This window comes from Marinobacter sp. MA (assembly GCF_048298425.1).
GTDB lineage: Bacteria > Pseudomonadota > Gammaproteobacteria > Pseudomonadales > Oleiphilaceae > Marinobacter > Marinobacter salsuginis.
Genome location: NZ_CP103058.1, coordinates 772,370 through 798,116 on the forward strand (window position 1 = coordinate 772,370; position 25,747 = coordinate 798,116).

Annotated in this window: 20 protein-coding genes; 14 read left to right on the plus strand and 6 right to left on the minus strand. The window is 56.5% G+C overall.

Annotation, left to right across the window (positions count from 1 at the left end; all coding sequences use genetic code 11):
- Positions 1-52: 52 nt before the first annotated feature.
- Genes NUW46_RS03585 through NUW46_RS03605 form a run of 5 tightly spaced genes read left to right on the plus strand, consistent with a single transcriptional unit; the run spans position 53 to position 6,611 of the window.
- Positions 53-514 (plus strand): type II secretion system protein, encoded by a 462-nt coding sequence (locus NUW46_RS03585; protein ID WP_418141375.1) that lies wholly within the window; start codon positions 53-55, stop codon positions 512-514.
- The gene (locus NUW46_RS03590) at positions 511-1,002 is read left to right on the plus strand and encodes a type IV pilus modification PilV family protein (RefSeq protein ID WP_153634800.1); all 492 of its coding nucleotides are present in this window, start codon (positions 511-513) and stop codon (positions 1,000-1,002) included. Before NUW46_RS03585 ends, NUW46_RS03590 begins: the two co-directional genes overlap by 4 nt.
- Entirely contained in the window at positions 1,002-1,787 is a 786-nt protein-coding gene (locus NUW46_RS03595) for a PulJ/GspJ family protein (protein WP_418141376.1), read from the plus strand. Before NUW46_RS03590 ends, NUW46_RS03595 begins: the two co-directional genes overlap by 1 nt.
- On the plus strand, positions 1,777-2,190 hold the full coding sequence (locus NUW46_RS03600) for a hypothetical protein (protein ID WP_305967111.1): 414 nt from the start codon (positions 1,777-1,779) through the stop codon (positions 2,188-2,190). Before NUW46_RS03595 ends, NUW46_RS03600 begins: the two co-directional genes overlap by 11 nt.
- Positions 2,187-6,611, plus strand: coding sequence for a DUF2341 domain-containing protein (locus NUW46_RS03605; protein WP_418141377.1), 4,425 nt, complete (start codon positions 2,187-2,189; stop codon positions 6,609-6,611). Before NUW46_RS03600 ends, NUW46_RS03605 begins: the two co-directional genes overlap by 4 nt.
- 61 nt (positions 6,612-6,672) lie before the next feature.
- Here the strand turns inward: NUW46_RS03605 and ntrC are convergent, their stop codons facing one another.
- The 4 genes from ntrC to glnA form a co-directional block, all read right to left on the minus strand.
- Entirely contained in the window at positions 6,673-8,100 is a 1,428-nt protein-coding gene (ntrC, locus tag NUW46_RS03610) for a nitrogen regulation protein NR(I) (RefSeq protein WP_153634797.1), read from the minus strand.
- On the minus strand, positions 8,097-9,191 hold the full coding sequence (glnL, locus tag NUW46_RS03615; protein WP_069185105.1) for a nitrogen regulation protein NR(II): 1,095 nt from the start codon (positions 9,189-9,191) through the stop codon (positions 8,097-8,099). The genes ntrC and glnL overlap by 4 nt, the downstream gene beginning before the upstream one ends.
- A gap of 254 nt (positions 9,192-9,445) precedes the next feature.
- On the minus strand, positions 9,446-9,970 hold the full coding sequence (locus NUW46_RS03620; RefSeq protein WP_136630003.1) for a DUF4124 domain-containing protein: 525 nt from the start codon (positions 9,968-9,970) through the stop codon (positions 9,446-9,448).
- A gap of 173 nt (positions 9,971-10,143) precedes the next feature.
- Positions 10,144-11,547 (minus strand): glutamate--ammonia ligase, encoded by a 1,404-nt coding sequence (gene glnA, locus NUW46_RS03625; protein WP_069185107.1) that lies wholly within the window; start codon positions 11,545-11,547, stop codon positions 10,144-10,146.
- 560 nt (positions 11,548-12,107) lie between these two features.
- Here glnA and typA point away from each other — a divergent pair.
- The 5 genes from typA to NUW46_RS03650 all read left to right on the plus strand — a co-directional run bounded on the left by typA (position 12,108) and on the right by NUW46_RS03650 (position 18,005).
- Positions 12,108-13,919: a translational GTPase TypA gene (gene typA, locus NUW46_RS03630; protein WP_069185108.1), complete on the plus strand. Its 1,812-nt coding sequence runs from the start codon at positions 12,108-12,110 to the stop codon at positions 13,917-13,919.
- Positions 13,920-14,044: 125 nt separating this feature from the next.
- Positions 14,045-15,007 (plus strand): prolyl aminopeptidase, encoded by a 963-nt coding sequence (gene pip, locus NUW46_RS03635; protein ID WP_222466520.1) that lies wholly within the window; start codon positions 14,045-14,047, stop codon positions 15,005-15,007.
- Between the two features lie 92 nt (positions 15,008-15,099).
- Positions 15,100-15,558, plus strand: coding sequence for a D-aminoacyl-tRNA deacylase (gene dtd / locus NUW46_RS03640; protein WP_069185110.1), 459 nt, complete (start codon positions 15,100-15,102; stop codon positions 15,556-15,558).
- A 488-nt stretch (positions 15,559-16,046) separates the two neighbouring features.
- Positions 16,047-17,051: a porin gene (locus tag NUW46_RS03645; RefSeq protein WP_222466522.1), complete on the plus strand. Its 1,005-nt coding sequence runs from the start codon at positions 16,047-16,049 to the stop codon at positions 17,049-17,051.
- Between the two features lie 90 nt (positions 17,052-17,141).
- Positions 17,142-18,005, plus strand: coding sequence for a CYTH domain-containing protein (locus NUW46_RS03650; RefSeq protein WP_418142008.1), 864 nt, complete (start codon positions 17,142-17,144; stop codon positions 18,003-18,005).
- A gap of 27 nt (positions 18,006-18,032) precedes the next feature.
- Here the strand turns inward: NUW46_RS03650 and NUW46_RS03655 are convergent, their stop codons facing one another.
- Positions 18,033-19,211, minus strand: coding sequence for an ion channel (locus NUW46_RS03655; RefSeq protein WP_418141378.1), 1,179 nt, complete (start codon positions 19,209-19,211; stop codon positions 18,033-18,035).
- A gap of 80 nt (positions 19,212-19,291) precedes the next feature.
- On the opposite strand from NUW46_RS03655, the gene glnE reads away from it, so the two are divergent.
- The 3 genes from glnE to NUW46_RS03670 all read left to right on the plus strand — a co-directional run bounded on the left by glnE (position 19,292) and on the right by NUW46_RS03670 (position 23,698).
- A complete protein-coding gene (glnE, locus tag NUW46_RS03660; protein WP_418141379.1) occupies positions 19,292-22,198 on the plus strand; it encodes a bifunctional [glutamate--ammonia ligase]-adenylyl-L-tyrosine phosphorylase/[glutamate--ammonia-ligase] adenylyltransferase in 2,907 nt (968 codons plus the stop codon).
- A 77-nt stretch (positions 22,199-22,275) separates the two neighbouring features.
- Positions 22,276-23,202 (plus strand): branched-chain amino acid transaminase, encoded by a 927-nt coding sequence (locus NUW46_RS03665; RefSeq protein ID WP_069185114.1) that lies wholly within the window; start codon positions 22,276-22,278, stop codon positions 23,200-23,202.
- Between the two features lie 88 nt (positions 23,203-23,290).
- Entirely contained in the window at positions 23,291-23,698 is a 408-nt protein-coding gene (locus NUW46_RS03670) for a DUF6165 family protein (protein ID WP_418141380.1), read from the plus strand.
- A 38-nt stretch (positions 23,699-23,736) separates the two neighbouring features.
- Here NUW46_RS03670 and NUW46_RS03675 read toward each other — a convergent pair whose 3' ends face one another.
- Positions 23,737-24,801: a glycosyltransferase family 9 protein gene (locus tag NUW46_RS03675; protein WP_418141381.1), complete on the minus strand. Its 1,065-nt coding sequence runs from the start codon at positions 24,799-24,801 to the stop codon at positions 23,737-23,739.
- Between the two features lie 155 nt (positions 24,802-24,956).
- Between NUW46_RS03675 and NUW46_RS03680 the strand changes: the two genes are divergently transcribed.
- The gene (locus NUW46_RS03680) at positions 24,957-25,673 is read left to right on the plus strand and encodes a 3-deoxy-D-manno-octulosonic acid kinase (RefSeq protein WP_418141382.1); all 717 of its coding nucleotides are present in this window, start codon (positions 24,957-24,959) and stop codon (positions 25,671-25,673) included.
- The last annotated feature ends 74 nt before the right edge of the window (positions 25,674-25,747 follow it).

A 25,747-nucleotide genomic window follows, 5' to 3' on the forward strand; every position in this document is an offset into this window, starting at 1 on the left:
CCTTGGGGATAGCGCTTTCTGTGCAGCTCCCACACTAGGAGCTGGTAGGGGCATGAAAATGAAAAACGCCCAGAGAGAATCGGGATTTACTCTCGTAGAGCTGGTAACGGTCATCATCCTGATCGGAGTCCTCTCCGCTCTGGGCATTGGCCTGTTCGCCAGCCGCTCGGCCTTCTCCCCCTTGCTGGCTACCCAGCAACTTGCCTCCGCCACGCTGCTTGCCCAGCAGGCAGCGTTGGCGGGGAATCCCGCCAACACCCTCACTATCGAGCAGGGTGGAGATAATTTCCGATTTATCGTGGGTGCCGGTTCCGGCAATCCGCGTACCTTCGAGATACCCCGGGAGGGCACCAGCCTTTCAGCACCGGGCGGGTTGCCATTGACGCTGACCTTTGACAGCAAAGGAGCGCCTTCAACCGGTACCAATCTGCAGTTCACTTTTTCGGGCGACAGTACCTTCCAGACGTGTCTCAGTTCATTGGGCGCGGTATACGCCGGGAGCTGCCAGTCATGAGGCCTACTCAAACCGGCGCAACCCTGGTGGAGCTGGTGATCACAATCGTGATTATCAGTGTGGCCATTGCCGGTGTGGTTGGTGCGTTCGCGCTTATCACTGGGCGCAGCGCGGATCCGCTGAATCAGACCCGCGCGGTTAAGCTGGCCCAGCTCTACATGGATGAAATTCTGACCCAGAAATACGATGATCAGACGCCCCAGGGCGGATTTCCCAAGTTTTCGGGGGCCTGTTCCATTGGTCCGGAAGGTTCCGAGGGCCGGGCCACTTTTGACGATGTTGACGACTACGACGGTCTTACCGGGGCTCCATCGACAGCCACAGGTTCTGCCCTGAGTGGCTATTCCGGTTTTTCCATCTCGATCACTGTCACCTGCGCAGGAACGGAAGTTGGCTTGCCCGCGGAAGAAGCCAAACGGGTTGATCTCGATATCACGGCCCCCGGCAATCAGACCTTTTCATTCACCGCATACCGGGCCAACTTCTGATGCACCGGTGTCGCGGCTTTACCCTCGTTGAACTGGTCATTGTGATCGTATTGCTGGCGATTGTGGCCACCATCTCGGTCCGCTTTGTCAGTCTGTCCACGCAGGGCGCGTTGGACGTAAGCTCCCGGCAGCAGCGTTCTCTGGCGGGCGTGGTGATCAGTGAGCAGATCAGCCGCGAGGTTCGCGAGGCGCTTCCCACATCCATCAGAACCAATGTCAGTGGAACCTGTCTTGAGTGGATGCCAATCCTGGCGGCGTCCAACTATCTCGACCTTCCCCGAGGCGCAACACCGAATTCATTTCGCGCTGTCCCTCTTCCAGGAGGCGCATCCGCTTCGGGACGGGTGGTGGTCTATGGCTACGGTTCCGACGTTTACAGCCTGGGCAGTCCGGGGCCGATCTCGCCACCGGCGACGATGCCCACCGGTGCTTCGCCAGTAACCGTCACATTTGATTCGGGGGCCACACACCGATTCTCGGCACAGTCGCCGGAGCGCCGGTTTTACATTGTCGGCGAGCCGGTGTCTGTCTGTCAGGTGGGTCGGTACCTGTATCGTTACAGGGACTATGGAATCAACGCCACACCGGCATCGGGCCTGCCATCGAGTTATCCGGATCGGGAAGTCATGGCCGCGACACTGGCGAACAACTCGCTGGATTTCCAGGTGACGCCGCCCAGCCTTCAACGTGGGGCGGTGGTGTCGTTCGGATTTGTACTGGAGGATTTTGATTCCGGTGAGACTACGGATATCAGCCAGGAGGTGCAGATCCGCAATGTACCGTGAACCTCATAATATGGCTAATCAGGGCGGCGCTGGTTTACCTGTCGCCTTGTTCATCATTACTGTCCTGGCTCTTCTGGTCATCGGTATGGCTCAACTCCAGCAGGCCAGCGGTGAATCTGTCAGTCTGCAGATTCAGTCCCAGAGAGCGTTCTATGCAGCCGAGAGCGGCGCGCAGGTGGCCGTGAGGGATGTGCTTGAGTCCAGCGACTGCAGTGCCTTGACAACCCCTCTTTCTTTTTCGGCAACAGGGCTCAACGGCTGTAGCGCTGCGCTCAGTTGTGAATCCGTCACGGAGAACATCAGTGGCCCGGGTGGCAACACGGTTTTTTCGATTTCCAGCACGGGACAGTGTGGCAGTGGACCCGATCGGGCTGTGCGGATAATTGAGGTGCGTGTCAGATGAAGTGGATCCGAACCAACCGTCCGATATCCGGTTTTCTCGCTCTTCTGGTTTTAATGGCCTGGACCGCAGTTTCTGAGGCCGCCTGGTTCAATCCTGACTGGAATTACCGAAAGGCGATTCAGATCCAGGCCAGCCAGGTGGTGGGTGACCAGGCAGATTTTGCGGTCATGTTCAGGGCGACAGACGCCGATCTGGCCAATTCCGCCCAAGTGGATGGAGACGATATCGTTTTTGCGCTTGAGGATGGGACCCAACTTGACCATGAGCTGGAACGCTATAACGGTTCTACCGGTGAGCTTGTCGCCTGGATCCGGATACCAACTCTGTCGGCATCCGCCAATACCAACCTGTATCTGTATTACGGCAATCCCGCAGCGGCAAACCAGTCGAATCCAGTTGGTGCCTGGGATAATGATTTCCAGATGGTTCACCACCTGGAAGAGTCAGGAGGTCGGCAGACCACTTTGGAGGATTCGACAGCCAACCTGAACGGTGGCGATCTGCTGGGACAGGGCAACAACTACCCGACGTATCTCAATAACGGGATCGTCGCCGGCGCAAGAGCGCACCCGGGGCAGTTCGCCAATGGGCAATCTGAAGACCCGGCGGTACGTTTTTTCGATTTCGGCGACCCCGGCTTATCGACAAGTTTCACGGCCGAAGCCTGGGCAAGGGTTTCCGGCAATCAGTCCGGAAACGATCATCATCCGATTCTCTGGAAAGGCAATGTCATTGGTTGGGGCGCCAACTACTTGTTCCGCATTGCCGTAAGGCAGAACAACGGTGTTACGTGGGGGGTGACCTGCGGTAACACCGAGGCGTGGTTCGATGGCGGTAGCGCCACTACCGGGTGGGCTCATTACGCCATCAGTTTCGACGGGACCACGACCCGCGCTTACATCAACGGGCAACAGGTTGCAGCCGATAACGACTGTTCCGGCAGAACCCTCAACGTAACCTCTCAGCCTTACAGATCCGGGTATGGCATCGTTCAGGGCAACGGTGAAACCATTCTGAATGGCGACGTTGATGAGATCCGGATCTCAACAGGGGCCCGGTCTGGCGGCTGGCTGAGAACCCACTACAACAACCTCTCTGATCCGGGGGCCTTTTTTGTTGTCGGTAATGAAGAGACGGGCGGCTTCTGCAGCACATTAACGGCCCTGTTTTGTGATGATTTCGAGCGCAGTTCTCTCGGACCGGATTGGTCTGTGGTGACATCGTCCGGCGGTGATGCTGGGATCAGTTCGCAAACCAGCAAGAGTCCCGTGCGTTCCCTGTTTACCTCGAGCGGCTTCGCCGAAGTCACGCTTGACCCTCTCGACCTTTCCGGCCTGACAACGGGCACCGTCTCCTATTGGTGGAGGCGGGGCGATGATGCCTTCAGTGAGGATCCCGATGGCAGCGAGGACCTGCGGGTCGAATATCTTGATGATGCCGGCAACTGGGAACTGATTGACCGATACCCCGGTAACGGAACCAGCGGTGAGTCCGGCGATGTTGTCTTCACACTGCCGCCCGATGCCTTTCATACCGACTTCCGCATACGTTTTGTTCAGGACTCAGGCAACAGCGGCAACTTCGATTTCTGGCACATCGACGATGTGGTAATTGATGGCTCTTCGTCACCGCTGACTTGTGCAGGTGATACCTTTGGTACGGGTACCCTGTCGCCGGATGACTGGATAACCAATGTATCCAGTGGCAGCTTCACGCCCGGTATTGTCAACGGTCGCCTGCGGATGACAGAGGCCGCTGGCAACCAGGCGACGGCCGCAACGTTCCAGAACCTGATTCCGGGAGCGGACAATTATGTGCGGCTTGAATTCGACTACTTTGCGTACGGTGGCAACGGGGCGGACGGCCTGACGGTTGTGCTGTCGGATGCGTCGGTTACCCCTCAGCCCGGGAGCTTCGGGGGGTCCCTTGGATATGCCCAACGCAACAATGGCGACCCCGGATTCGCGGGCGGTTGGCTGGGCATTGGCCTGGATGAATTCGGTAACTTTTCCAACGCCACTGAAGGGCGCGTGGGCGGTATTGGCTTTGTTCGTGATGCGGTTGCTATCCGTGGCGCTGCCCAGAGCAACTACCAGTACCTGGGAGGAACCGGTTCCCTGAACCCGGGAATCGACCAGCCAGGTAATAATCCAACGCCTCATCGGTACCGGATTATTGTGGACTCGAGAGGCGGTGTGGGGCCGATTGTTTCCGTCGAGCGGGATGTTTCGGGAACTGGTAATAATTTCCAGCAGCTTGTTCAACTGGACCTGAGCAGTTTCCCGAATCAACCGGTAACGCCTCAAAATTTCTACCTTTCTTTGACTGGTTCAACCGGTGGTTCCACCAACATCCACGAGCTGGATAATCTGCAACTTTGCGCTGAAAAGCTGAACCCGGTCGGTAAGCTGGTTGATCACTTCGAATTCGTGCATGACGGCACAGCACTGACGTGCCAGCCGGAAGCGATCACGCTCAGAGCTTGTGAAAATGCCGATTGCAGTGTGCTTTTTACGGACCCGGTGGATGTAACGCTCAATCCGTCGGGTTGGGTCGGCGGCGACAGTTTTTCATTCAGTGGCGGCCAGACCACTCGCCAGCTGCAGATTACTACAGCGGGAACGGCAAGCCTGGGGATTGCATCTTCAAACCCTTCAACGAAGGCATTTACTCAGACCCTGTGTGACAATGGAAGTGGTAACGTTTCGACCACAGCTTGTGAACTGCCTTTCCTTGATGCCGGGCTTGCCTTCGATGTACCGGATCTGACCTCGCACCGGCCAGCCACCTCAATCCAGGTGAGCGCCGTGCGGCGAGATAACCAGACTGGTGCGTGCGTTCCGGCTTTCGAGAATGTCCAGCGGGAGGTTCGTTTCTGGTCGACGTATGTTGATCCAGGCCCCTCGGGGCGCCCGGAAAGCCGACCGGTTTTCGTTGAAAACGCGGCGGTTGGTTCCGGCCAGGCCAACGCGACGCCGATCAGTCTGCAGTTTGGTGCGGGCGGTATCGCAGAGGTGGATGTTGTTTATCCTGACGCAGGCCTGATGAACCTGAATGCCCTCTACCTCGGCTCGGCAGCAACCGGCGACGACGGTTTACAAATGCCAGGCGCAGACAGTTTTGTCAGTATTCCGGCAGGTTTTTGTGTGACATCCGCGGGTGATTGCCCGGCCGGAAACGCGACCTGTCCTGCATTCCGGAAAGCGGGACAGACGTTTGATCTTTCGATCACCGCTGTGGGTTGGGAGCAGAACGGCGATGGTGATCTGTGTCAGGGCAATCCGATTACGCCCAATTTCCGGTTACTGGATATACCCTTGTCTTCCAGCCTGGTTCAACCTGCTGGTGGGGCACCCGGTTCAGTATCACCCGTCAGCTACTCCCACACCAGATCCTCCTCGGCAGAAGAAATTGTGGCAGCCGAGGTCTCAGAGGTAGGTGTTTTTCGTTTTGAAGCTTCGCCCGTGCCAGGAAGCTACCTCGGGCGAGACGTGCCCGGTGGGCAAAGTGTTCCAATCGGACGCTTTTACCCGGACCGCTTTCGGGTATCGGTCGATCCCGGCGAGTTTGAGGCCCAGTGTACGACGGGTTCAGCTTTTGTTTACACCGGACAGGCGTTCGAATGGCTGGTTACACCTTCTCTGACCATTGAGCCTTTGTCGGTGCAGGGAACCCGAACACGGAATTACACATTCACTGGATTCCAAAGGCTCGTCGCCTCCGATATCAATCGCTCGTATCCAACGTCCGATACTGCCGCTGTCGACACGGCTGGCGCGTTTATGGCGCTTTCGCCAACCGAGGTCGGCGGCAACCTCACGGCTCCGGTGTCTTCGCTGGGTTCAGGGGTGATGCTTTATGATTTCTCGGCGTCGGACCGCTTCGTTTATAACAAGACCTCCGATTCCCGGATAGCGCCATTTGTGCCACAGCTTGAGTTTTCGGTGACCAGCCTGACTGACTCTGATGGTGTGGCAGCCGCCGCTGCACCATACCTGTTTACACCCGCGGCCGCTTTTGATGTCCGGTTTGGCCGATTCACTCTGGAGAACGTTTATGGCCCGGAAAATATCGGGTCGCTCGCAATGCCGTTCAGGCTTGAGTACTGGGATGGGGCAAGTTTCATGACCCACACAAATGATAGCTGCACGATCTGGAATACAACTGATTTGACCAATTCGGCAAATCACCATTCGCTCAGTGCCAGTGCGCCTTCAAGCGGCAACTTCTCCATGGGCGAGGCCACGCCGCTGGAACTCGTGCCCAACGGTACCCGTGGGACCGATTCTTTGGTCTGGAATGTCGACGCCTGGCTGGAGTTTGACTGGAATGATGATGGCGTTCTTGAGGATCCGCTTGGGCTGGCAACGTTCGGCGTCTATCGCGGCCACGACCGCGTGATCTACTGGCAGGAACGATAAAAAAGGGCAGGACGCGAGTCCTGCCCCAAAACATCAACGAACCCCGGCGGTTCGCCAATCGTCAGTCTTCCTCGTGTTCCGGATGATCCATCCCCAGCTCGTTGATTTTCCGGGTGAGCGTGTTCCGGCCCCATCCCAGCAGGATGGAGGCATCCCGTCGACGGCCACCGGTGTGCTTCAGGGCTGTTTCAATCATGATTTTCTCGAACTCGGGCACGGCCGTATCGAGAATTCCCTTCTTGCCACGCTTCAGTTCCTGTTCGGCCCAGTTTTTCAGGCCTTCCTGCCAGGTTGCTCCGGTGGTTGGTGTCTCGGCCTGGTGTAATAACTCGGGTGGCAAGTCATCAATGTGGATCTCGCGGCCGCTGGCCATCACTGTCAGCCATCGGCAGGTGTTCTCCAGCTGGCGGACGTTGCCGGGCCAGGGCAGGGTGGTGAGGTATTCTTCGGCCTCTTCGCGCAGGATCTTGGGCTCGACGGCCAGCTCTTTGGCCGCCCGTTTCAGGAAGTGCTGCATCAGGCGGGGGATGTCTTCCCGGCGCTCGGCGAGCTTGGGCAAGTGCACGCGAATGACGTTTAGGCGGTGGAACAGGTCTTCCCGGAAGGTGCCTGCCTGCACCAGTTTCTCCAGGTCCTGGTGGGTTGCCGCGATGATGCGCACATCCACCTTGATCGGGGTTGTGCCGCCTACCCGGTAGAACTCGCCATCGGCCAGAACCCGCAGGAGGCGGGTCTGAGTGTCAGCGGGCATATCACCGATTTCGTCCAGGAACAGGGTGCCACCGTTGGCCTGTTCGAACCGGCCCTGGCGAGCGGCGCCAGCGCCGGTGAAGGCACCCTTTTCGTGGCCGAAGAGTTCGGATTCAATCAGGTCTTTGGGAATGGCTGCCATGTTCAGGGCAATGAAGGGATGGTTCGCCCGGGGGCTGTGATTGTGCAGCGCCTGGGCCACCAGTTCCTTACCCGTGCCGCTTTCGCCGTTGATGAGAACCGTGATGTTGGAGTGCGAAAGCCGGCCAATAGCCCGGAAGACTTCCTGCATGGCAGGCGCTTCACCGATGATTTCGGCGTTGCGCTGGGACATTTCGGCCTGGGGTTCACCACTGGCACGCTTTTCATGGCTGTGGGCCACGGCGCGCTTGACCAGTGCGACCGCGTCATCCACATCGAATGGCTTGGGAAGGTATTCGAAGGCACCGGTCTGGTAGCTGGTTACGGCGCTCTCCAGATCCGAGTGTGCGGTCATGATGATGACAGGCACGTCCGGGTGAACGTCCACAATCTGGGACAGCAGGGTGATGCCGTCGACGCCGGGCATCCGGATATCGCTCACGATGGCGTCCGGCTGTTCGTGTTCCAGCCGCATCATGATGCTTTCACCACTGTCAAAAACTCGGGGCTGCATACCGGCCTGGTTAAGGGCGCGCTCCAGCACCCAGCGAATACTGCGGTCGTCGTCTATGATCCAGACGTTCGCCGGTTGGCTCATGGGGTGTCCTCCAGAGGCAGGAAGATGATGAAGTCGGTTCGGCCTGGCTCGCTCTCGCATTCGACCAGTCCGCGGTGTTGGCCGATGATGCTCTGGGTAATGGAAAGGCCCAGGCCGGTGCCACTGGCACGGCCACTGATCATCGGATAGAAAATGTTCTGCACCAGCTCCGGCGGAATGCCGGGGCCGTTGTCGATAACGTCGACCCGGCACACGAGCCTGTGGCGTCGGTTACCAATGGTGAACTGACGCAGGGTGCGGGTGCGGAACGTAATGGTCGGCGGCTCGTCGGAACTGTGGCTCGCCTGGTTTTCGAAGGCTGCTTCCATGGCGTTCCGTGCGATGTTCAGGAACGCCTGAATCAGTTGTTCCTTGTCACCCTTGAACTCGGGAATGCTGGGGTCGTAATCCCGTTCGAAATTCAGTCGTCCCTTGCTTTCCGCCTCAAGCAAGGTGCCTACCCGTTCGAGGATTTCATGAATATTGGTCGGCGCCAGCTTCAATGCCTTGTTCGGGCCCAGCATCCGGTCCACAAGGCTCCGGAGCCGATCCGCCTCGTCGATGATGACCCGGGTGTATTCCCGTTGATCCTCACTGTTGAGTTCCCGATCAAGAAGCTGCGCCGCACCACGGATGCCGCCAAGCGGGTTCTTGATCTCGTGGGCCATGCCCCGGACCAGAATTCGGGTGGTCTCCTGCTGGGAGATGATGTCTTCCTCACGACTGATACGCATCAGCCTGTCTCTCGGCTGGATCTCGATCAGGAGTTCCGTCGGTTCCAGGCTGATGGGGGTGACGGAATAATCGACCGTAAGCCGGGAACCGCTGGTGAGGAGAAACTCGGCCTCGCGGCGAGTATAGGATTGTCCGTTCCGTACAGCGGCAAAAAGCGTTTTCAGGGCGTCTTCGGATTCCACCAGAATGTCCTGGAAGGGTTGGCCCTGACTGCGGGTCATGCTGGTTTCGAACAGGCTTTCGGCGGCGGGGTTGAGATACCGGATGCTGAGATTGTCCTCGAGCACCAGGACAGCGGTAGTGAGGCTGTCGAGAATGCTCTTGTATCCGGTTTGATGGGCCGAAGGCAGTGCCATGCGTGAATCCCGTTGGTTCGACATAGTGTGACCTCCGGAGTTTTGCAAAAAGCGAACCACTTTGAACCCGGTTCACGAATGAGTGGGCAAAGTGCGGGCAGAGGGGCTTATTGGCGCTGAAAAGTGCCGTAAGCTGGTGCAAATGGGAGAAATCCCTCTGACCAGTCCGGAAAATGCGCCCCGTTGCTGATCAGAGTATGGCTTTTTTCTGGTGCGTGAGCACCAAAATAGTGCGAATTGTTAGGCAGGTTTGGTTAGTTCAATGCGGAAGGGCGGTGAACGGTGAAGGTGATCGGTGAGCCGGTTTTCACCTGAACTCCGTTTTCATCCACGATGTGGACGCGGGCTTCATGGGTTCCACGGAAGACGTTGTTGACGGTGATCGAGCCAGAAGTACTCTGGCCGACTGGCTGCCCGTCCAGCGTGACTTCGTATTTGTGACCAGGCTGGAGCCCGGGTGTGCTACGGACCTCGAACTGTACGTCGCCGCTGCCACTATGGAACGCCTGATTGTTGTCTGGATAGGCGAACGAGACGCTGTCGTAAGCCGCGCCTTCCCGCTGCACCTCTTCGCGCAGCTTTTCGGTTTCCTGAACAACTTCTGGCTTGGGCAATGTGATGGTCGTGACTGGCTTGACCTGGACCGCTTCAGAGCCCTCGCTTGGCTCGTCAGAGTAGGTGACGTTGCCGTAGGCATCGACATTTCGGTAAACCTCGGCAGAGACGGGAACCGCCAGCAAAAAGAAAAGGCCGGCAACCAATCCAGACTTTGGATTCATAAGCTCACCTGTTATTGGGTTTCCTCGATTATCGGCGGCGCCCGGAGTCTTTTCAACGCCTGCAGAGCCTGATGTTGGTTACATATCGTTAAGGGCTCCAGGCACTGTGCGGCTGCTCACAAAAAAGCCCCGCACGAAGGCGGGGCTTGTCTGCTTTCCTCTAAAGCGAGGTGTTAGCAGGAGTAGTACAGGTCGAACTCGATCGGGTGAGTGGTCATGTTCAGTTTCTCGACTTCACCGCGCTTCAGATCAACGTAGCCTGCGATCATGTCTTCGGTGAATACGCCACCACGAGTCAGGAACTCGTGATCTGCTTCCAGGCAGTCCAGGGCTTCGGACAGAGTCTCGGCCACGGTCGGAATGCTCAGGGCTTCTTCTTTCGGCAGGTCGTACAGATCCTTGTCCATGGCATCGCCAGGGTGGATCTTGTTCTGGATACCGTCGAGGCCAGCCATCATCAGCGCTGCAAACGCCAGGTACGGGTTGGCAGACGGATCAGGGAAGCGAACTTCGATACGACGCGCTTTCGGGCTGTTCACATACGGGATACGGATAGAGGCTGAACGGTTACGGGCAGAGTAGGCCAGCATAACCGGAGCTTCAAAGCCCGGAACCAGACGCTTGTAAGAGTTGGTGGAGCTGTTGGTGAAGGCGTTGATGGCCTTGGCGTGCTTGATCACACCGCCGATGTAGTACAGAGCGGTTTCGCTCAGGCCAGCGTAGCTGTCACCGGCAAACAGGTTCTTGCCGTCTTTGCTCAGGGACATGTGAACGTGCATGCCGGAACCGTTATCGCCGACAACCGGCTTGGGCATAAAAGTGGCGGTCTTGCCGTAGGCGTGGGCCACGTTGTGCACGCAGTACTTCAGGATCTGAACTTCGTCTGCTTTGCGGGTCAGAGTGTTGGCGCCAACGCCGATTTCACACTGGCCAGCGGTGCCCACTTCGTGGTGGTGCACTTCGATTTCCAGTCCCATGGACTCCATGGCCGCACACATGGCGCCACGCAGGTCGTGGAGGCTGTCAACCGGCGGAACCGGGAAGTAACCGCCTTTTACGCCCGGGCGGTGACCGATGTTGTTGCGATCGAAATCTTCGCCGGAAACCCAGGCGGCTTCTTCAGAGTGGATGTGGTACATCGCACCCTGCATGTCGACGTTCCATTTTACGGAGTCAAACACGAAGAACTCGGGCTCGGGGCCGAACAGGGCACCGTCTGCGATGCCGGTAGACTTGAGGTATTCCTCTGCGCGACGGGCAACGGAGCGTGGGTCACGCTCGTAACCCTGCATAGTAGAAGGCTCTACGATGTTGCAGGTGATGTTTACTGTGGTCTCTTCGGTGAACGGATCGAGTACGGAAGTCTCGTCGTCCGGCATCAGGATCATGTCGGATTCGTTGATGCCTTTCCAGCCCGCGATGGAGGAGCCGTCAAACATCTTGCCGTCTGCGAAAAAGTCTTCATCTACTTCGGTGGCAGGCAGTGTAACGTGCTGCTCTTTACCGCGGCTGTCAGTGAAGCGCAGGTCAACCCATTTGACTTCGTGTTCTTTGATCAAATCAACTGTCTTGGACATTGTGCATGCTCCGTAAGTTATACCGCACAGGCGGCTGTATTCATGTTCGTGGCGCCGGATCGCCCGGGTTATCGGGTTCCGATCTGTTTCTCAGGTTTGCGCAGCTTAGCAAATGCCGTTGCGTCTTACCTGTAAATTTCGGCTGATTTCGATAAAGCAAGGCGCTTGCCAATTTTTAGGGCATGCGCCAGAACGGCGCAACTGCAAGGGTTTGGGGCATATTAGAAGGAAATGATGCGCCCTCCACCGAAAACCTGCACCCAAATGGTGCACCTTGTTGGTGCATTTATGAGGTGGTCGCCCCAATGAGGTGCGCGCCCGCTGTATGAAGAATAGGCGTTTTTCTTCATATTAACGACACAGACTTTTCGCTATACTGCGCGCCGCTTCATTTTTTACCCTGTCATTTTCAGGTCCATGATCGGAAAGCACCGTGCAGGGTGCCGGGCAGCCAGCTCCGGTGAATGAGTTCATTTTACGGATTTGAGACGGCATGTGCTGGGATTCCCCCTGCGAACGACCTTCTCAGGTCATTGAGTGCATGCCGCAGGAATATTTTTGTGATTGAGAAACTTCGTAATATCGCCATTATCGCCCACGTTGACCATGGTAAAACCACGCTCGTAGACCAGCTTTTGCGCCAGTCAGGCACTTTGGAGCGCAAAGAGCTCGATAGCGAGCGGGTCATGGATTCCAATGATCAGGAAAAAGAGCGGGGCATTACCATCCTGGCGAAAAACACCGCTCTGAAATGGAATGGCTACGACATCAATATTGTCGACACACCGGGCCACGCAGATTTCGGTGGTGAAGTTGAGCGGGTCATGAGCATGGTGGATTGCGTGCTGCTGGTTGTTGATTCCATCGACGGCCCCATGCCCCAGACACGTTTCGTTACCCAGAAGGCGTTTGCCGCGGGGCTGCGTCCGATCGTTGTGGTTAACAAGATCGATCGTCCTGGCGCCCGTCCGGATTGGGTTGTGGATCAGGTATTCGACCTGTTTGACAACCTGGGCGCCACTGACGAGCAGTTGGACTTCCCGATTGTGTACGCCAGCGCCCTGAACGGCATTGCCGGGCTGGATCACGAAAAGCTGGATGACAACATGGATGCCGTGTTCCAGGCGATTGTTGACCATGTCCCGGCACCCAATGTCGACCCGGACGGCCCGTTCCAGATGCAGATTTCCCAGCTGGATTACAACAGCTTCCTTGGCGTGATCGGTATCGGCCGTATCATGCGCGGCAAGATCAAGACCAATTCGCCGGTAACCGCTATTGGCGCCAACGGCAAAAAGCGCAACGGCCGCATCCTAAAGATCATGGGGCATTCCGGTCTGCAGCGGGTCGAGGTGGACGAAGCCCAGGCTGGAGACATTGTCTGTGTCAGCGGTATGGATGAGCTGTTCATCTCCGACACCCTTTGTGACCAGGCCAACGTTGAAGCGCTGCCGGCACTGACGGTGGATGAGCCGACCGTATCCATGACCTTCCAGGTCAACGATTCGCCGTTTGCCGGCAAGGAAGGCAAGTACGTTACCAGCCGGAACATCAAGGAGCGTCTGGAAAAAGAACTGCTGCATAACGTTGCGCTGCGTGTTGAGGAAGGTGACTCTGCCGACAAGTTCAAGGTATCCGGCCGTGGTGAGTTGCACCTGTCCGTTCTGATCGAGAACATGCGTCGCGAGAACTTCGAGCTGGCGGTTGGCCGGCCGGAAGTGGTTATCAAGGAAGTGGACGGTGAAAAGCAGGAGCCGTACGAGAACGTTATCGTGGATATCGAAGAGCAGCACCAGGGTGCCGTCATGGAGCAAATGGGGCTGCGCAAGGGCGACCTGACCAACATGGTGCCGGATGGCAAGGGCCGGATGCGTCTGGACTACACCATTCCCGCTCGCGGCCTGATTGGTTTCCGGAATACCTTCCTGACCATGACCTCAGGTACCGGCATCCTTACGTCCACGTTCAGCCACTATGGCCCGATCAAGGTTGGGGACGTTACCAGCCGCCAGAACGGCGTCATTGTGTCGATGGCTACGGGTACCGCGCTGACCTACTCGCTGGAAACCCTGCAGAGCCGCGGCAAGCTGTTCCTGGATCCGGGGCAGGAGATCTATGAAGGGCAGCTGTGTGGTATTCATAGCCGGGACAACGACCTGGTGGTGAACCCCACTAAGGCTAAAAAGCTCGACAACATGCGTGCCTCCGGCAAGGATGAAGTCATTGGCCTGGTGCCCCCCATCAAGTTCACGCTTGAGCAGGCGCTGGAGTTCATTGACGACGATGAGCTGGTGGAAGTGACGCCGAAGTCCATCCGGCTGCGCAAGAAGCTTCTGACCGAGAACGAGCGTAAGCGCGCCAGCAAGAAGTAATGTCTTTATGGGGTCAGATGAAAGTCTTCATCTGACCCCATTTCCTTTTGTACTCCCCTCTACGGAATGCCTCTTTCTTTTCGCTTAAGCTAAACTCCGGATAAATCCTTTAAACGGAGCGCTTCATGCTCAGCCTGTACCCGGAAATCAAACCCAACGCCCAGCACCGTATTGCCGTTGATCCACCGCATGAACTCTACGTTGAAGAAAGTGGAAACCCCGACGGGATGCCGGTTCTCGTTGTTCATGGTGGCCCGGGGGGTGGGTGCGAGGACTATCACCGGCGGTTTTTCGATGCCGAGCGGTTCCGGATTATTCTTATGGATCAGCGCGGTGCCGGCCGTTCCACGCCGCTAGCAGAGCTCGAGGGTAACAGCACCGACAAGCTGGTTGAGGATATGGAGGCGGTACGCTCGTTCCTCGGTATCGATAAGTGGCTTCTGTTCGGCGGCAGTTGGGGGTCGACCCTGAGCCTTGTTTACGCCCAGTCACATCCGGAACGAGTGTCCGGGCTGGTTCTGCGTGGCATATTTCTCTGTCGTCCCCGCGATATTCAGTGGTTCTACCAGGAAGGGGCCAGCCGCGTGTTTCCGGACTACTGGTCTGACTTCGAGGCGCAAATTCCGGAAGTCGAGCGCGATAACATGGTGGCAGCCTATTACCGAAAATTGACCAGTACCAACGAGCTGGAGCAGATCCAGGCGGCCAAGGCCTGGTCAATCTGGGAGGGTAGGTGTGCAACCCTGCATCCGAACCCCAGGGTAGTTGAGCATTTCGGCCATCCCCATGTAGCCATCGCGCTGGCCCGCATCGAATGCCACTATTTCATGAACGCTGCCTTTCTTGAGTCTGACCAGATCCTTCGCAATGCGCACCGCCTGGCGGACATTCCCGGGATTATCGTACACGGACGCTACGATATGGTTTGTCCTCTGGATAATGCCCAGGCGCTCAGTAAGGCCTGGCCCGAGGCAGAATTCCAGATCATTCGGGATGCGGGCCACTCTGCATCGGAGCCAGCTATTGTCGATGCGCTCATTCGCGGTGTTGAGTCCGTTGTCGCGAAAACTGAAAAAAGTGCTGGCTGAATTGCGTTTTGAGGGTTGCGGCCGGTAATTGGCATGGATACACTCTTGCCCGATCTTAATTTTTGCCTGTTCAATCGTCCTCAAGGCAGTTGATGAAAGGATTGATCCAGCGAGTTTCGCAAGCCAGTGTTACCGTGGGCGGTGAGCAGATAGCCTCGATCGACAAAGGCCTTTTGCTGTTGCTGGGCGTCGAGAAAGGAGATAGCGAGCGCGAGGCAAGGGAACTTTGCCGAAAAATCCTCACTTACCGTGTGTTTCCCGATGACGCAGGGCGGATGAATCGCAGCCTGCTGGATATCGGTGGTTCCCTCCTTGTTGTTCCACAGTTCACTTTGGCGGCCGATACGTCCTCCGGAACCAGGCCCGGTTTTTCCCTGGCTGCGGGGCCGGATGACGCCAACAGGCTTTATGAATCGTTTGTGGCAGACGCAATTTCACGCCTGGGGCCGGATAGAGTAGGGGAAGGAAGGTTTGGCGCGGATATGAAGGTTGGGTTAACGAATGACGGGCCTGTCACCTTCATGCTTGAGAATAGACAAAGGTGTGAATAGGTAGTTGCACTAGTATTGTGCGCAGGCCGCCATGCTGGCCTGCAATGGTGCGAAATCACCATCAGAGACTTTGTGTGCGCGCAGTTTTAAGGGGCCAAGCTGCTGTTAATAAAGAGTTAATGGTAATCTGGCCTCGGATTTGAAATATAACTGCAACGGAGCTCCTGAGCGCCAAATCGCATAAATAATTGCGTTTCTGGTGCCAAAAGAGCTAAAAATGCAGCGCAGTTAATTTGCAAAATGAGAATGATTGTATTAAAACAGTTTCATCATTCAGGGCTTTAAGAAGATCCTGTAAGTGATTGAGCTGTATAGATCTGGAATCTTTCAGATTTATCCGAAGAAGAAGAAAAGTTACTTGTGTGTCATCAAACTGACACAAGGGTAATGCAGAATCGGCCTCATCCAGCCTGACTGGTGAAGCCTTACAAAATCGGGATAAGAACCCGTCGCTAAAACCTGAGTTAACTCAAAAAGGAAGACGCAACATGAAAAAAACGCTCATCGCATCTGCTATTGCAGCCGCTACCTTCTCTGGCAGTGTTTTCGCACAGTCTGAGATGTCTGCTTCCGAGCTGGCCGCCAAAATGGACTCAATGCCGTCTGTATACGGTAACATCCAGTACGTCCTGACCCACACTAACGTTGATGGCGCTGGCTCCACTGTTGAGCACGCTGATAACGGTTCTACCCTGGGCGTGAAGCATGACCACGAAATTGCTCCGGGTATCACTGGTTTCTTCAAGCTGGAACTCGAAGGCATCAACGCTGACGACAAGTCCAGCAGCAACGGTATCGATGGCTTGGACGAGGCATACATCGGTGTTAAAGGCGACAGCTTCGGTCAGGTATGGGTAGGCTCTGACGACTCTGTTTACGAAAGTGCCATTGTTAAGATTGGTAACTTCCACGAGGTTGGTTCTGATATCTTTGCCAACTACGAGACCGGCGAAGGCGATCTGGTTCAGTACATGTCCCCGTCTTTCGGTGGCCTGACTCTGTCTGCCGCTGTTCAGGTTAACGGCGACAACGACACCAAGGGTGGCTCTGACAAGTCTTACCCGTACCAGTTGGTTGCTACTTATGCAGTTGACGCCCTGGAAATCTCTGCCGGTGTTGACTCCAACGACGGCGGCGCTGGCCCCAACAACGAAAACAGCTACGGTCTGACTGCTACATACAGCGCTGGCGATTTCAGCGTGATCGGTGAGTACCAGACCCGTAAAGACGTTAACGATATCGTTGGTGTAATGGGTGTTTACACCATGGGCGCTAACCAGTTCGCTCTGTCTTACCAGATGCTGGACGACGACGCTTCTGGCGACAAGAACGACACCATCATTCTGCAGGCTCTGCACAACGTGTCTGACCACATGTACGTTTACTTCGAAGGCTACCTGTCTGGTGCCGACGCTGCTAACGAGTACACTCTGGAAGGCGCTTCTGGCGACGAGCAGTCTATCGCAGCAGTTGGTGCTGTTTACTACTTCTGATCAGCCAACCGGCTAATCCAGTAGTATGAAAACCGGCGACCTCAGGGTCGCCGGTTTTTGTGTTTATGAGCATGAGAAAAGGTCGTGGCAATGGCAACCGAACTGGAAATCAAACTAAGTGTTTCTGAAGCTGCACAGGCTCGGGCTTTGCAGTGGCTTTCCTCCCGTACTGAGGTGCGCCCCGGAAAAACCAAACCCCTGGTCAATCGCTATTTCGACACGCCAAAAGCCGATTTGAATCGCGCCAAAGCCGCTTTGAGAATCCGCAAAGCCGGTGATGACTACATTCAGACTTTGAAAACCCGGGGTGAATTTGTCGATGGCGCCCACCGGCGCGAAGAGTGGGAGTGGCCGGTATCAGGTCCGGATCTGGATTTGTCGTTTCTGGAGGACACACCGCTGAGTACCGATCTGGATCTCGGCAGTCTGCGGGTAGTGTTTGAAACCAACTTCCAGCGTAACGTGCTCTGGTTGGAAGAGGGGCAGAGTGTCATCGAGATCGCCCTCGATTCTGGCAGTGTGGCTGGCAATGAAGCCAAGTGGCCACTGCACGAGGTGGAGTTTGAGCTGAAAAGCGGTGACGGCAGGCACTTGGTCGCTTGGGCACTTGAGCTGGCCCGAGAAGTTCCCGTTTTTCTGAATCTTATCAGCAAGGCCGAGCAGGGGTTTTTTCTTGCGGGCCTCTATCGCCCGGAGATTGTTTGCAATACTGAGCCGCTAACCGTAACCGAGTTCCTTCAGGCGTTGGGGAGCTGTTGGCTGCTTGACGAGCCTTTCCCTGCAGACCAATTGGATCTTTCGAAAGTAGCAAATGTAGCTGCTGCCGCGGGGTGCGGGGAGCTTTGGGAGCATGTGGTCGCTGAGCTGGCTCGCGGATCGACGGTTCGTAGTCTTTCCGAAAACGCTACAGAGCTGGGTGTTCTCCAGTTGCAGCTGGCCAGTTCAGGGCAGTAGCTGGCGGATTGTGGAGCCCGGTGGTTTCTAGCCGGGAGACTTGTTTTTTTCTGGCTCTGCTTCGCCCGTTTCCTGGGCGGCGGAGTGGGCTCGCCACTGCTTCAGGAAAACCCGGTATCGCTCCAGGGCTTCCTCCACTACTGACACCTCTGGTGTGTCAGCGGATTTAACAAGCACAATCAATCCCTTGCCTTCAATTTCCTCATTGGTCGGCGGATGACATATGACTTCATTGTCGTCATCAATGTAAGCGAGCGCAGTCCCTATGCCATGACGGACCAGGGCGCTGACTATGTCCGCCCAGTTCAGGTCGTCCAGCTTCAGCTCGTACCGATGGGGATGATCGTGCTCGTAGTTGAACAGGTCCTCCAGAACCTTTTCCGAGCCGGGGGCAACCACTGAACGCACCATGATTTCCGGATAAGTTCGAACAGGGCGGATGATGGTCCTCACACCGAGCGCCTTGAAGCGTCCCCGGTTCTGGTCGTTGACGCATTCGACAATGGTGTGACTGCCGAGATTCAGCTCTGTCAATCGATGAGCGATGTCGAAAGTCAGGCTATCTGAATAGGGATCGGCTTCGTCTGCCGCGAGCACGATGATATGTCTGGCACTGCCGGCGTGAACTGCTTTTAGCGCCTCGGGGTCGAACCCTGCACCGTGATGGTGCACGACTCCGGTGTCGGAAAGTTCTGTGGGCAGTCCCATCGGAAACTGGCGAGTCAGTATCATGATAGGAATGGTTTCATAGCCCGGGATTTCCCGAATCTGGGAAGCAAACCTCATGAAATACTGCTCGCCCCCGTGCTGGGGCGTGTTAACAATAATGATGTGGTCATTCATTTTATAGATCCACCTTCCTGTGAGAATCCGTTCCCGTCGATAGAACCGGTACTCGATATAGTCGCTGACGATCAGTGTCAGCAAGGTAATTGAGGTAATAAACATCAGCACAATGGTGCTGAACCGACCGATCATGGTCTGGGGCGCATAGTCGCCATAGCCAACGGTGACCAGTGTGGTCATTGTCAGCCAGGCAGCTTCGAATAATGAAAGGTCTTCGGCTGCCCAGATGATCAGAACCTGTACCGAAAGCAGCACGCCCAGTATTGCGAACAGGCGCTTCATCCGGCTTCGAATCAGGCCACCCATGGGCAGGTGAGTTTCCTGATGCTCCGGATTCAGTGGGCGGCGGTTTCGTTGCATCCGTGTCGGCGGCCTGTTCAGTTGCGGGGAAGTTCGTTATACAGTACCGGAAATATAACAGAGAGACAGGGGTTTGCATTATGTCCGAGCCGTGGCACAGCCTTCCGAAACCGCTGGCGGATGATGTCGCAGGGTGCTGGAAATCGGTGTTTCCGGATGGAATTCCGGCCTGGTTAACCTCATCGGAAGGCATGGATGACGCGGTGGTGGCTACGGCAATCTCCCGCAGCCTTTTCCTGCGCCAGACACTGGAGCGCCATGCCGGGCAGATTCAGGCCCTGATGATTTCCCGTTCGCTGGCGGAGCCGACCACGCCTGACTATCTGCAAGACCGTTGGCAGGATTATCTCTCCGAGGTCGATAGCGAGTCGGCGCTGCATTCGGCCCTCAGGCAGTTCCGCATGGAGTCCCAGTTCCGAATTATCTGGCGGGACCTGATGCGGTGGGCGGATCTGGCAGAAACCATGGCAGCGACCAGTGCCTTCGCCGATATCTGTATTGATGGCGCCCTCAGCTGGCTATACAGCGACGCCTGCGAGCAATATGGCACACCTCGCGGGGCTGATCCGGTGACCGGCAAGGAAGCAGACCAGAAAATGGTGGTCCTTGGCATGGGCAAGCTGGGTGGTCGGGAGTTGAACGTCTCCTCGGACATCGACCTCATTTTCGCCTTTCCAAGCAAGGGGGAGACTGTTGGCGGGCGTCGCTCGCTGGATAATCAGCAGTTTTTTGTGCGGTTGGGACAGCGGCTGATCCAGGCACTGGATCAGATAACGGCGGACGGCTTTGTCTTCCGTGTGGACATGCGGCTTCGGCCCTATGGTCAGAGCGGTGCCCTGGCTCTGAGTTTCGCGGCACTGGAGACCTATTACCAGGACCAGGGCCGTGACTGGGAGCGCTATGCCATGGTCAAGGCCCGTGTGGTGGCTGGCGACCAGAGGGCCGGCCAGGTTCTGATGGAGAGCCTGCGTCCTTTTGTCTATCGCAAGTACATCGATTTCAGCGCCTTCGAGTCCCTCCGGAGCATGAAAGCCATGATCGGTCGGGAGGTGCGCCGAAAGGGACTCGAAAATAACATCAAGCTTGGTAGCGGCGGTATCCGCGAAATTGAGTTTGTGGTCCAGGCATTCCAGCTTATCCGTGGCGGTCGGGACCGGGAGCTTCAGCAGCGGGAACTGCTGGTCATCCTGAAGGAGCTCGAGGAATTGGAGCTGTTGCCCTCACCGGTGGTTCGTGAGCTGCGCGAAGCCTATGTTTTCCTGAGAAACCTTGAGCATGCGCTTCAGGGTATGGAAGACAAGCAGACCCAACTTCTGCCGGAGGATGAGCTGTCCAGGGCACTGGTTGCCACAATCATGGGGTTCGAGACCTGGCAGGCGTGTGAGCAATGTCTCACCGAGCACAGGGCACGCGTGGCCACCCATTTTGCCAATATCATCGCCACCGAGGATGAAGAGGATGACGATGAGAAGTCGCTTGAAGAAGGATGGTTCGAACTCTGGCTCGCTGAAATGGAAGAGGGCGCAGCCGCCGACTGGCTGAAATCCTGTGGCTATGAAGCCCCCGAGAATACGTTGGCGGAACTGGCGAATCTACGTGACAACCGGACCGTACAGAACCTTCAGACCCAAGGGCGAAGACGGCTCAATCAGTTTATGCCCATGCTGCTTGAGGCACTTACCCAGGTCGATAACCCCTCCGAAACCCTGTCGAGGGTGTTGCAGCTGGTCGAGGCCATCCTCCGTCGAACCGCCTATATGGTGTTGCTGATTGAGAACCCGGGCGCCTGTACCCAGTTGGTCCGGTTGTGCAGTGAGAGCCCCTGGATCGCCCGGCAACTGGCAGAAACGCCGCTGTTGCTGGATGAACTTCTTAACGCCGAGAGCCTTTACAGTCCACCTGCAAAGGCAGAGTTGCAGGATGATTTGCGCCAGCAGATGTTGCGGATTCCGTTTGAGGATCTGGAAGAGCAGATGGAGTCGCTGCGGCATTTCAAGAAGGCCCACATTCTGCGGGTAGCGGCATCGGAGCTAAAAGGCACGTTGCCGTTGATGAAGGTTAGTGATTATCTGACCTGGATCGCAGAGGTTGTTCTGGATCACGTCGTGGACGTGGCCTTCGCCAATCTGGCCAGCCGCCATGGCTACCCAAGAAGGAAAGATGGTTCTGCCTGTGAGACCGATTTCGCCATCATTGGTTATGGCAAGTTGGGCGGTATCGAGCTTGGCTACACCTCCGACCTTGATCTGGTATTTGTGCATCAAGCCGATCCGGAACTGGCGACCGATGGCGAAAAGCCCATCGATAACGCGGTCTTCTACACCCGGTTGGGGCAACGGATTGTTCACATCCTCAATACTCAGACGCCGTCAGGCCAACTCTACGAGGTTGATATGCGCTTGCGGCCATCCGGCAACTCGGGGCTTCTGGTAAGCACATTACAGGCGTTTGAAAAATATCAGCGGGAAGATGCCTGGACCTGGGAGCATCAGGCGCTGGCACGCGCCCGGGGTGTCGCCGGCTGCAGTGAAACTCTCGAAGCCTTTGAATCCATCCGCCACGATATTCTTTGCCAATCCCGCGACCGTGAAAAGCTTCGCAAAGAGGTGGTCGACATGCGTGAGAAAATGCGCGCCAGCCTCGCTACACCCGAAAACCGGCAGGCCGAGGTGTTCCATATCAAGCATGATACTGGTGGTATCGTCGATATCGAGTTCATGGTCCAGTATCTGATGCTGGCCTCGTGTGCCGAGCATCCGGAGCTCACCCAGTGGTCCGACAATATTCGCCAGATGGAAGAGCTCGGCCGTGCGGGTGTGATGGCTGTGGACGATGCCGAGAAGCTCCGGGAAACCTTCATCGCGCTTCGCTCGACCATCCATCGACGGGCGCTTCAGAATCTCAATAGCCAGGTGGAAGGCGATGCCTTTACCGAGGAGCGTGACTACATCCGCGCCATGTGGAAAAAAGTGATGATTGATACCTGAGGCAAATTCAATTCCGGCAGATTTTCCTGCTAGAATGCCGGTTCCCCGAAAAAACGCTTTTTTAGGAGCAATGAAGAATGTCGATGGCTGATCGCGATGGCGTTATCTGGCTGGATGGTGAAATGGTTCCCTGGCGGGAAGCCAAGACGCACGTCCTGACTCACACCCTGCATTACGGCCTCGGCTGTTTTGAAGGTGTGCGGGCCTACAATACCGCGAACGGCCCGGCCATTTTCCGCCTGAAGGAGCACACCGATCGTCTTTTCCGGTCTGCCCACATCCTGAACATGAAAATGCCGTTCAGCAAGGACGAGATCAACGAGGCGCAACGCGCCGCTGTCCGTGAAAACAACCTCGACGAGGCTTACCTTCGCCCGATGGTGTTTCTCGGCTCTGAAGGCATGGGACTGCGAGCAGATAACCTGAAAGTGCACGTGATGGTTGCAGCCTGGAGTTGGCCCTCCTACATGTCCCCGGAAGCAAAAGAAATGGGCATCAAGGTGCGCACATCGTCTTACACGCGCCACCATGTGAATATCACCATGTGTAAGGCCAAGGCCAACGGCAACTACATCAATTCCATGCTGGCGCTGAATGAGGCCATTTCCGGCGGGGCCGAGGAAGCGCTGCTGCTGGACAACGAAGGCTACGTTGCCGAGGGCTCCGGGGAAAACATCTTTATCATGCGTGATGGTGTGCTGCACACGCCTGAACTCACCTCTTGCCTGGAAGGTATCACCCGCGCCACCATCCTGGACTTCGCCCGCGAGCTGAACATTCCGGTCAAGGAGCGCAGGATCACCCGTGATGAGGTCTATATCGCAGACGAAGCCTTCTTTACGGGCACCGCGGCCGAGGTATTGCCGATCCGCGAGCTGGATGGCCGAGTGATCGGCGCCGGCAAACGTGGCCCGGTGACCGAGAAGCTGCAGGGCATGTACTTTGATGCGGTCAAGGGCAAGCTGGCTGAGCACAGTGGCTGGCTGACTCACGTAAAAGGCTGATTCCAGAAAAAGTCGCAAGCCGCCGTTGACTGTTTCAGCCCGGCGGCTTTGTTATTTAACACACCCTGTTTATTGGCGGGACGAGCACATGGCAGACGTTATCAAGGTACCGGTGTCTTTCGGCGAGGTGCTGGACAAAATCACCATCCTCGAAATCAAATCCGAGCGCATCAAGGATGAAGCGAAGGTCAAGAACGTTCGTCTCGAACTGGACGAACTGAGCGCCACCTGGGACGAGGCGGTAAAGGACAAGGCTGCTGAAATTTCCGATCTTCGCAAGCAGCTGAAGGCGGTGAACGAAGAGCTGTGGGTGATTGAAGACGACATTCGTGATCAGGAGGCCGCCCAGGATTTTGGCCCGAAATTTATTAAACTGGCCCGCGCAGTGTACGTCACCAACGACAAGCGTGCTGCCATAAAGAAAGAGGTCAACCTGGCCCTGGGATCACGTTTCGTGGAAGAGAAGTCCTACCAGGACTACACCGCCCGTAAGTGAAGCCCGGGGCAGATTAGCGCTCAAAAACGGCGCCCGCGTCAGGTAGACTCGGGCCCCGATTCTGGATTGGGCGTTACGTGCGCTTCAACCCACCGATCCAGCATCTCCGTTGCATCCGCCACCGTAATCAGTTCCATTGCCCCCTCGAACTCTGCTTTGGCCCCCCATCGAGCCTGTTCCACCGTTTTACCAGTGAACTTTTCAAGTGCTTCTGGATACCGGTTCACACACCACTCAAGAGAATTGTAGGGGCCTGACCGGTACGGATTGCTGGCGGCAAACAACCCAAGCACATCGGTACCCACTGCACTGGCGATATGTGCCGGTCCGGTATCGGGGGCCACCACCAGGTCGGCGTGAGTCATCAGCGCTGTGAGCTGTTTGAGGGTGTCCTTGCCGCAGATGTTGTGGGCTTTCTCCTTCATCGCGGCTTCAATAGCAGCGCAATACTCGGCCTCGAACGGGGCAGGGCTTCCGACCAGGATCACCTTCATACCGTGCTTTTGAACTGCGTGATCGGCCAGCTGCGCGTAACGCTCGGCAGGCCAGTTACGAAGGGTGTGGCTGGCACAGGGGCTGATCACAAGGTTTCTGCGATCAGGCGCCAGTTGATCGCTGGCAAACTGGTGGTCTGATTCACTCAAGGGAATCTGCCAGCGCGGTGGTGCCGGGTCTAGCCCCAAAGGCTCCAGGAAGCTGGCCAGGCAGTCGCGAACATGCTGTTGCGGAGCCGGTTTGATTCGGCGGTTTATAAACAGACTGTGAAGATCCTTGCTGCGGGCCTTGTCATAACCAATTCTGGTGCGGGCGGGAATGCACGCGGCAGCGAGGTTGGCTCTGAATGCTACCTGCATATGCAGCAGTGCGTCGAATTTGCGCCCCTGCATCTGTCTGCGAAGCTCCGCGTACCCTTTGCGCCCGGCCTTCTTGTCGAAAACAATGAACTCAACGCCGGGCAGATCGCCAATCAGCTTGGCTTCGATCTTGCCGATAACCCAGGTGATCTTTACCCCGGGAAGCTGCTCCTGAAGGCTCAGCACAACAGGTATCACGTGGGTTACGTCACCGATGGCGGACAGGCGAAGAATGCAGATGGAGTTCATCAGATATTGATCCGGTTCAGGTTGTGGCCTGGGGCTGTGGAGCTTAGTCGGCAATCATTGGTAAACTGGCCGCCATTCTAACGCACTCGCGCGTGTCCGTCCTGGCGTGAGCGCGTAAGGTGTGTTCTTTCTGTTTCGGTGGCCGGGGACCCAGCATGGTGGAGTCTGAAATCTGTATTCGGGAAAGGGCTTCGGCAATGCTGATTCATCCCGATTATGAGGGCAGGGTTACCCAGGACTGGTTTAATGCCGCCACCTGGGGCGATCAGGCGAGGCCGGTGAGTAGCGGCGGTCGCGGCGGCGCCTGGTTCTTGCAGGCCGGAGAAGACAAGCTGGTGCTTCGCGAATATCGCAGGGGTGGTTTGGTGGCGAAATTTGCCCGATATGCCTATGCCTTCACTCGTGAGGCCGATGTGCGATCCTTTGCTGAATTCCGCTTACTGAATGCAATGCTCAGCAAGGGGCTTCCCGTACCCCGTCCGGTGGCAGCCTGGTATCGGAAACTGTCACCGATTCAATACCGGGCCGCCATCATCATTGAGCGACTGGAGAACACTTCACCATTAGCTGATCTTATTGCTGAACTGGACGGTGATGCCTGGGAGTCCATCGGAGAAACGATTCGTCGATTTCACGACGCGGGTGTCATGCATGCTGACCTTAACTGCTTCAATGTTCTGGTTCGAGACGAAGAATACTTTCTGATTGATTTCGACAAGAGCCGACTTACTGCAGACAGTGCGCCAGCCCGCTGGAAAGAGGCGAATCTTGATCGCTTCTCGCGGTCGCTAGTGAAAGTCGCCGGAGAACACACCCGGGCGAAGGTCTGGAGTTATTTCATGAACGGATATAACAGGGGAATGGCCGCTTGACCAATCCACGACAGGGCGGATCGCTTCCGTCAATACTATGCCTTACGGATGCCTGCGATCGTCCGGAAACTGAA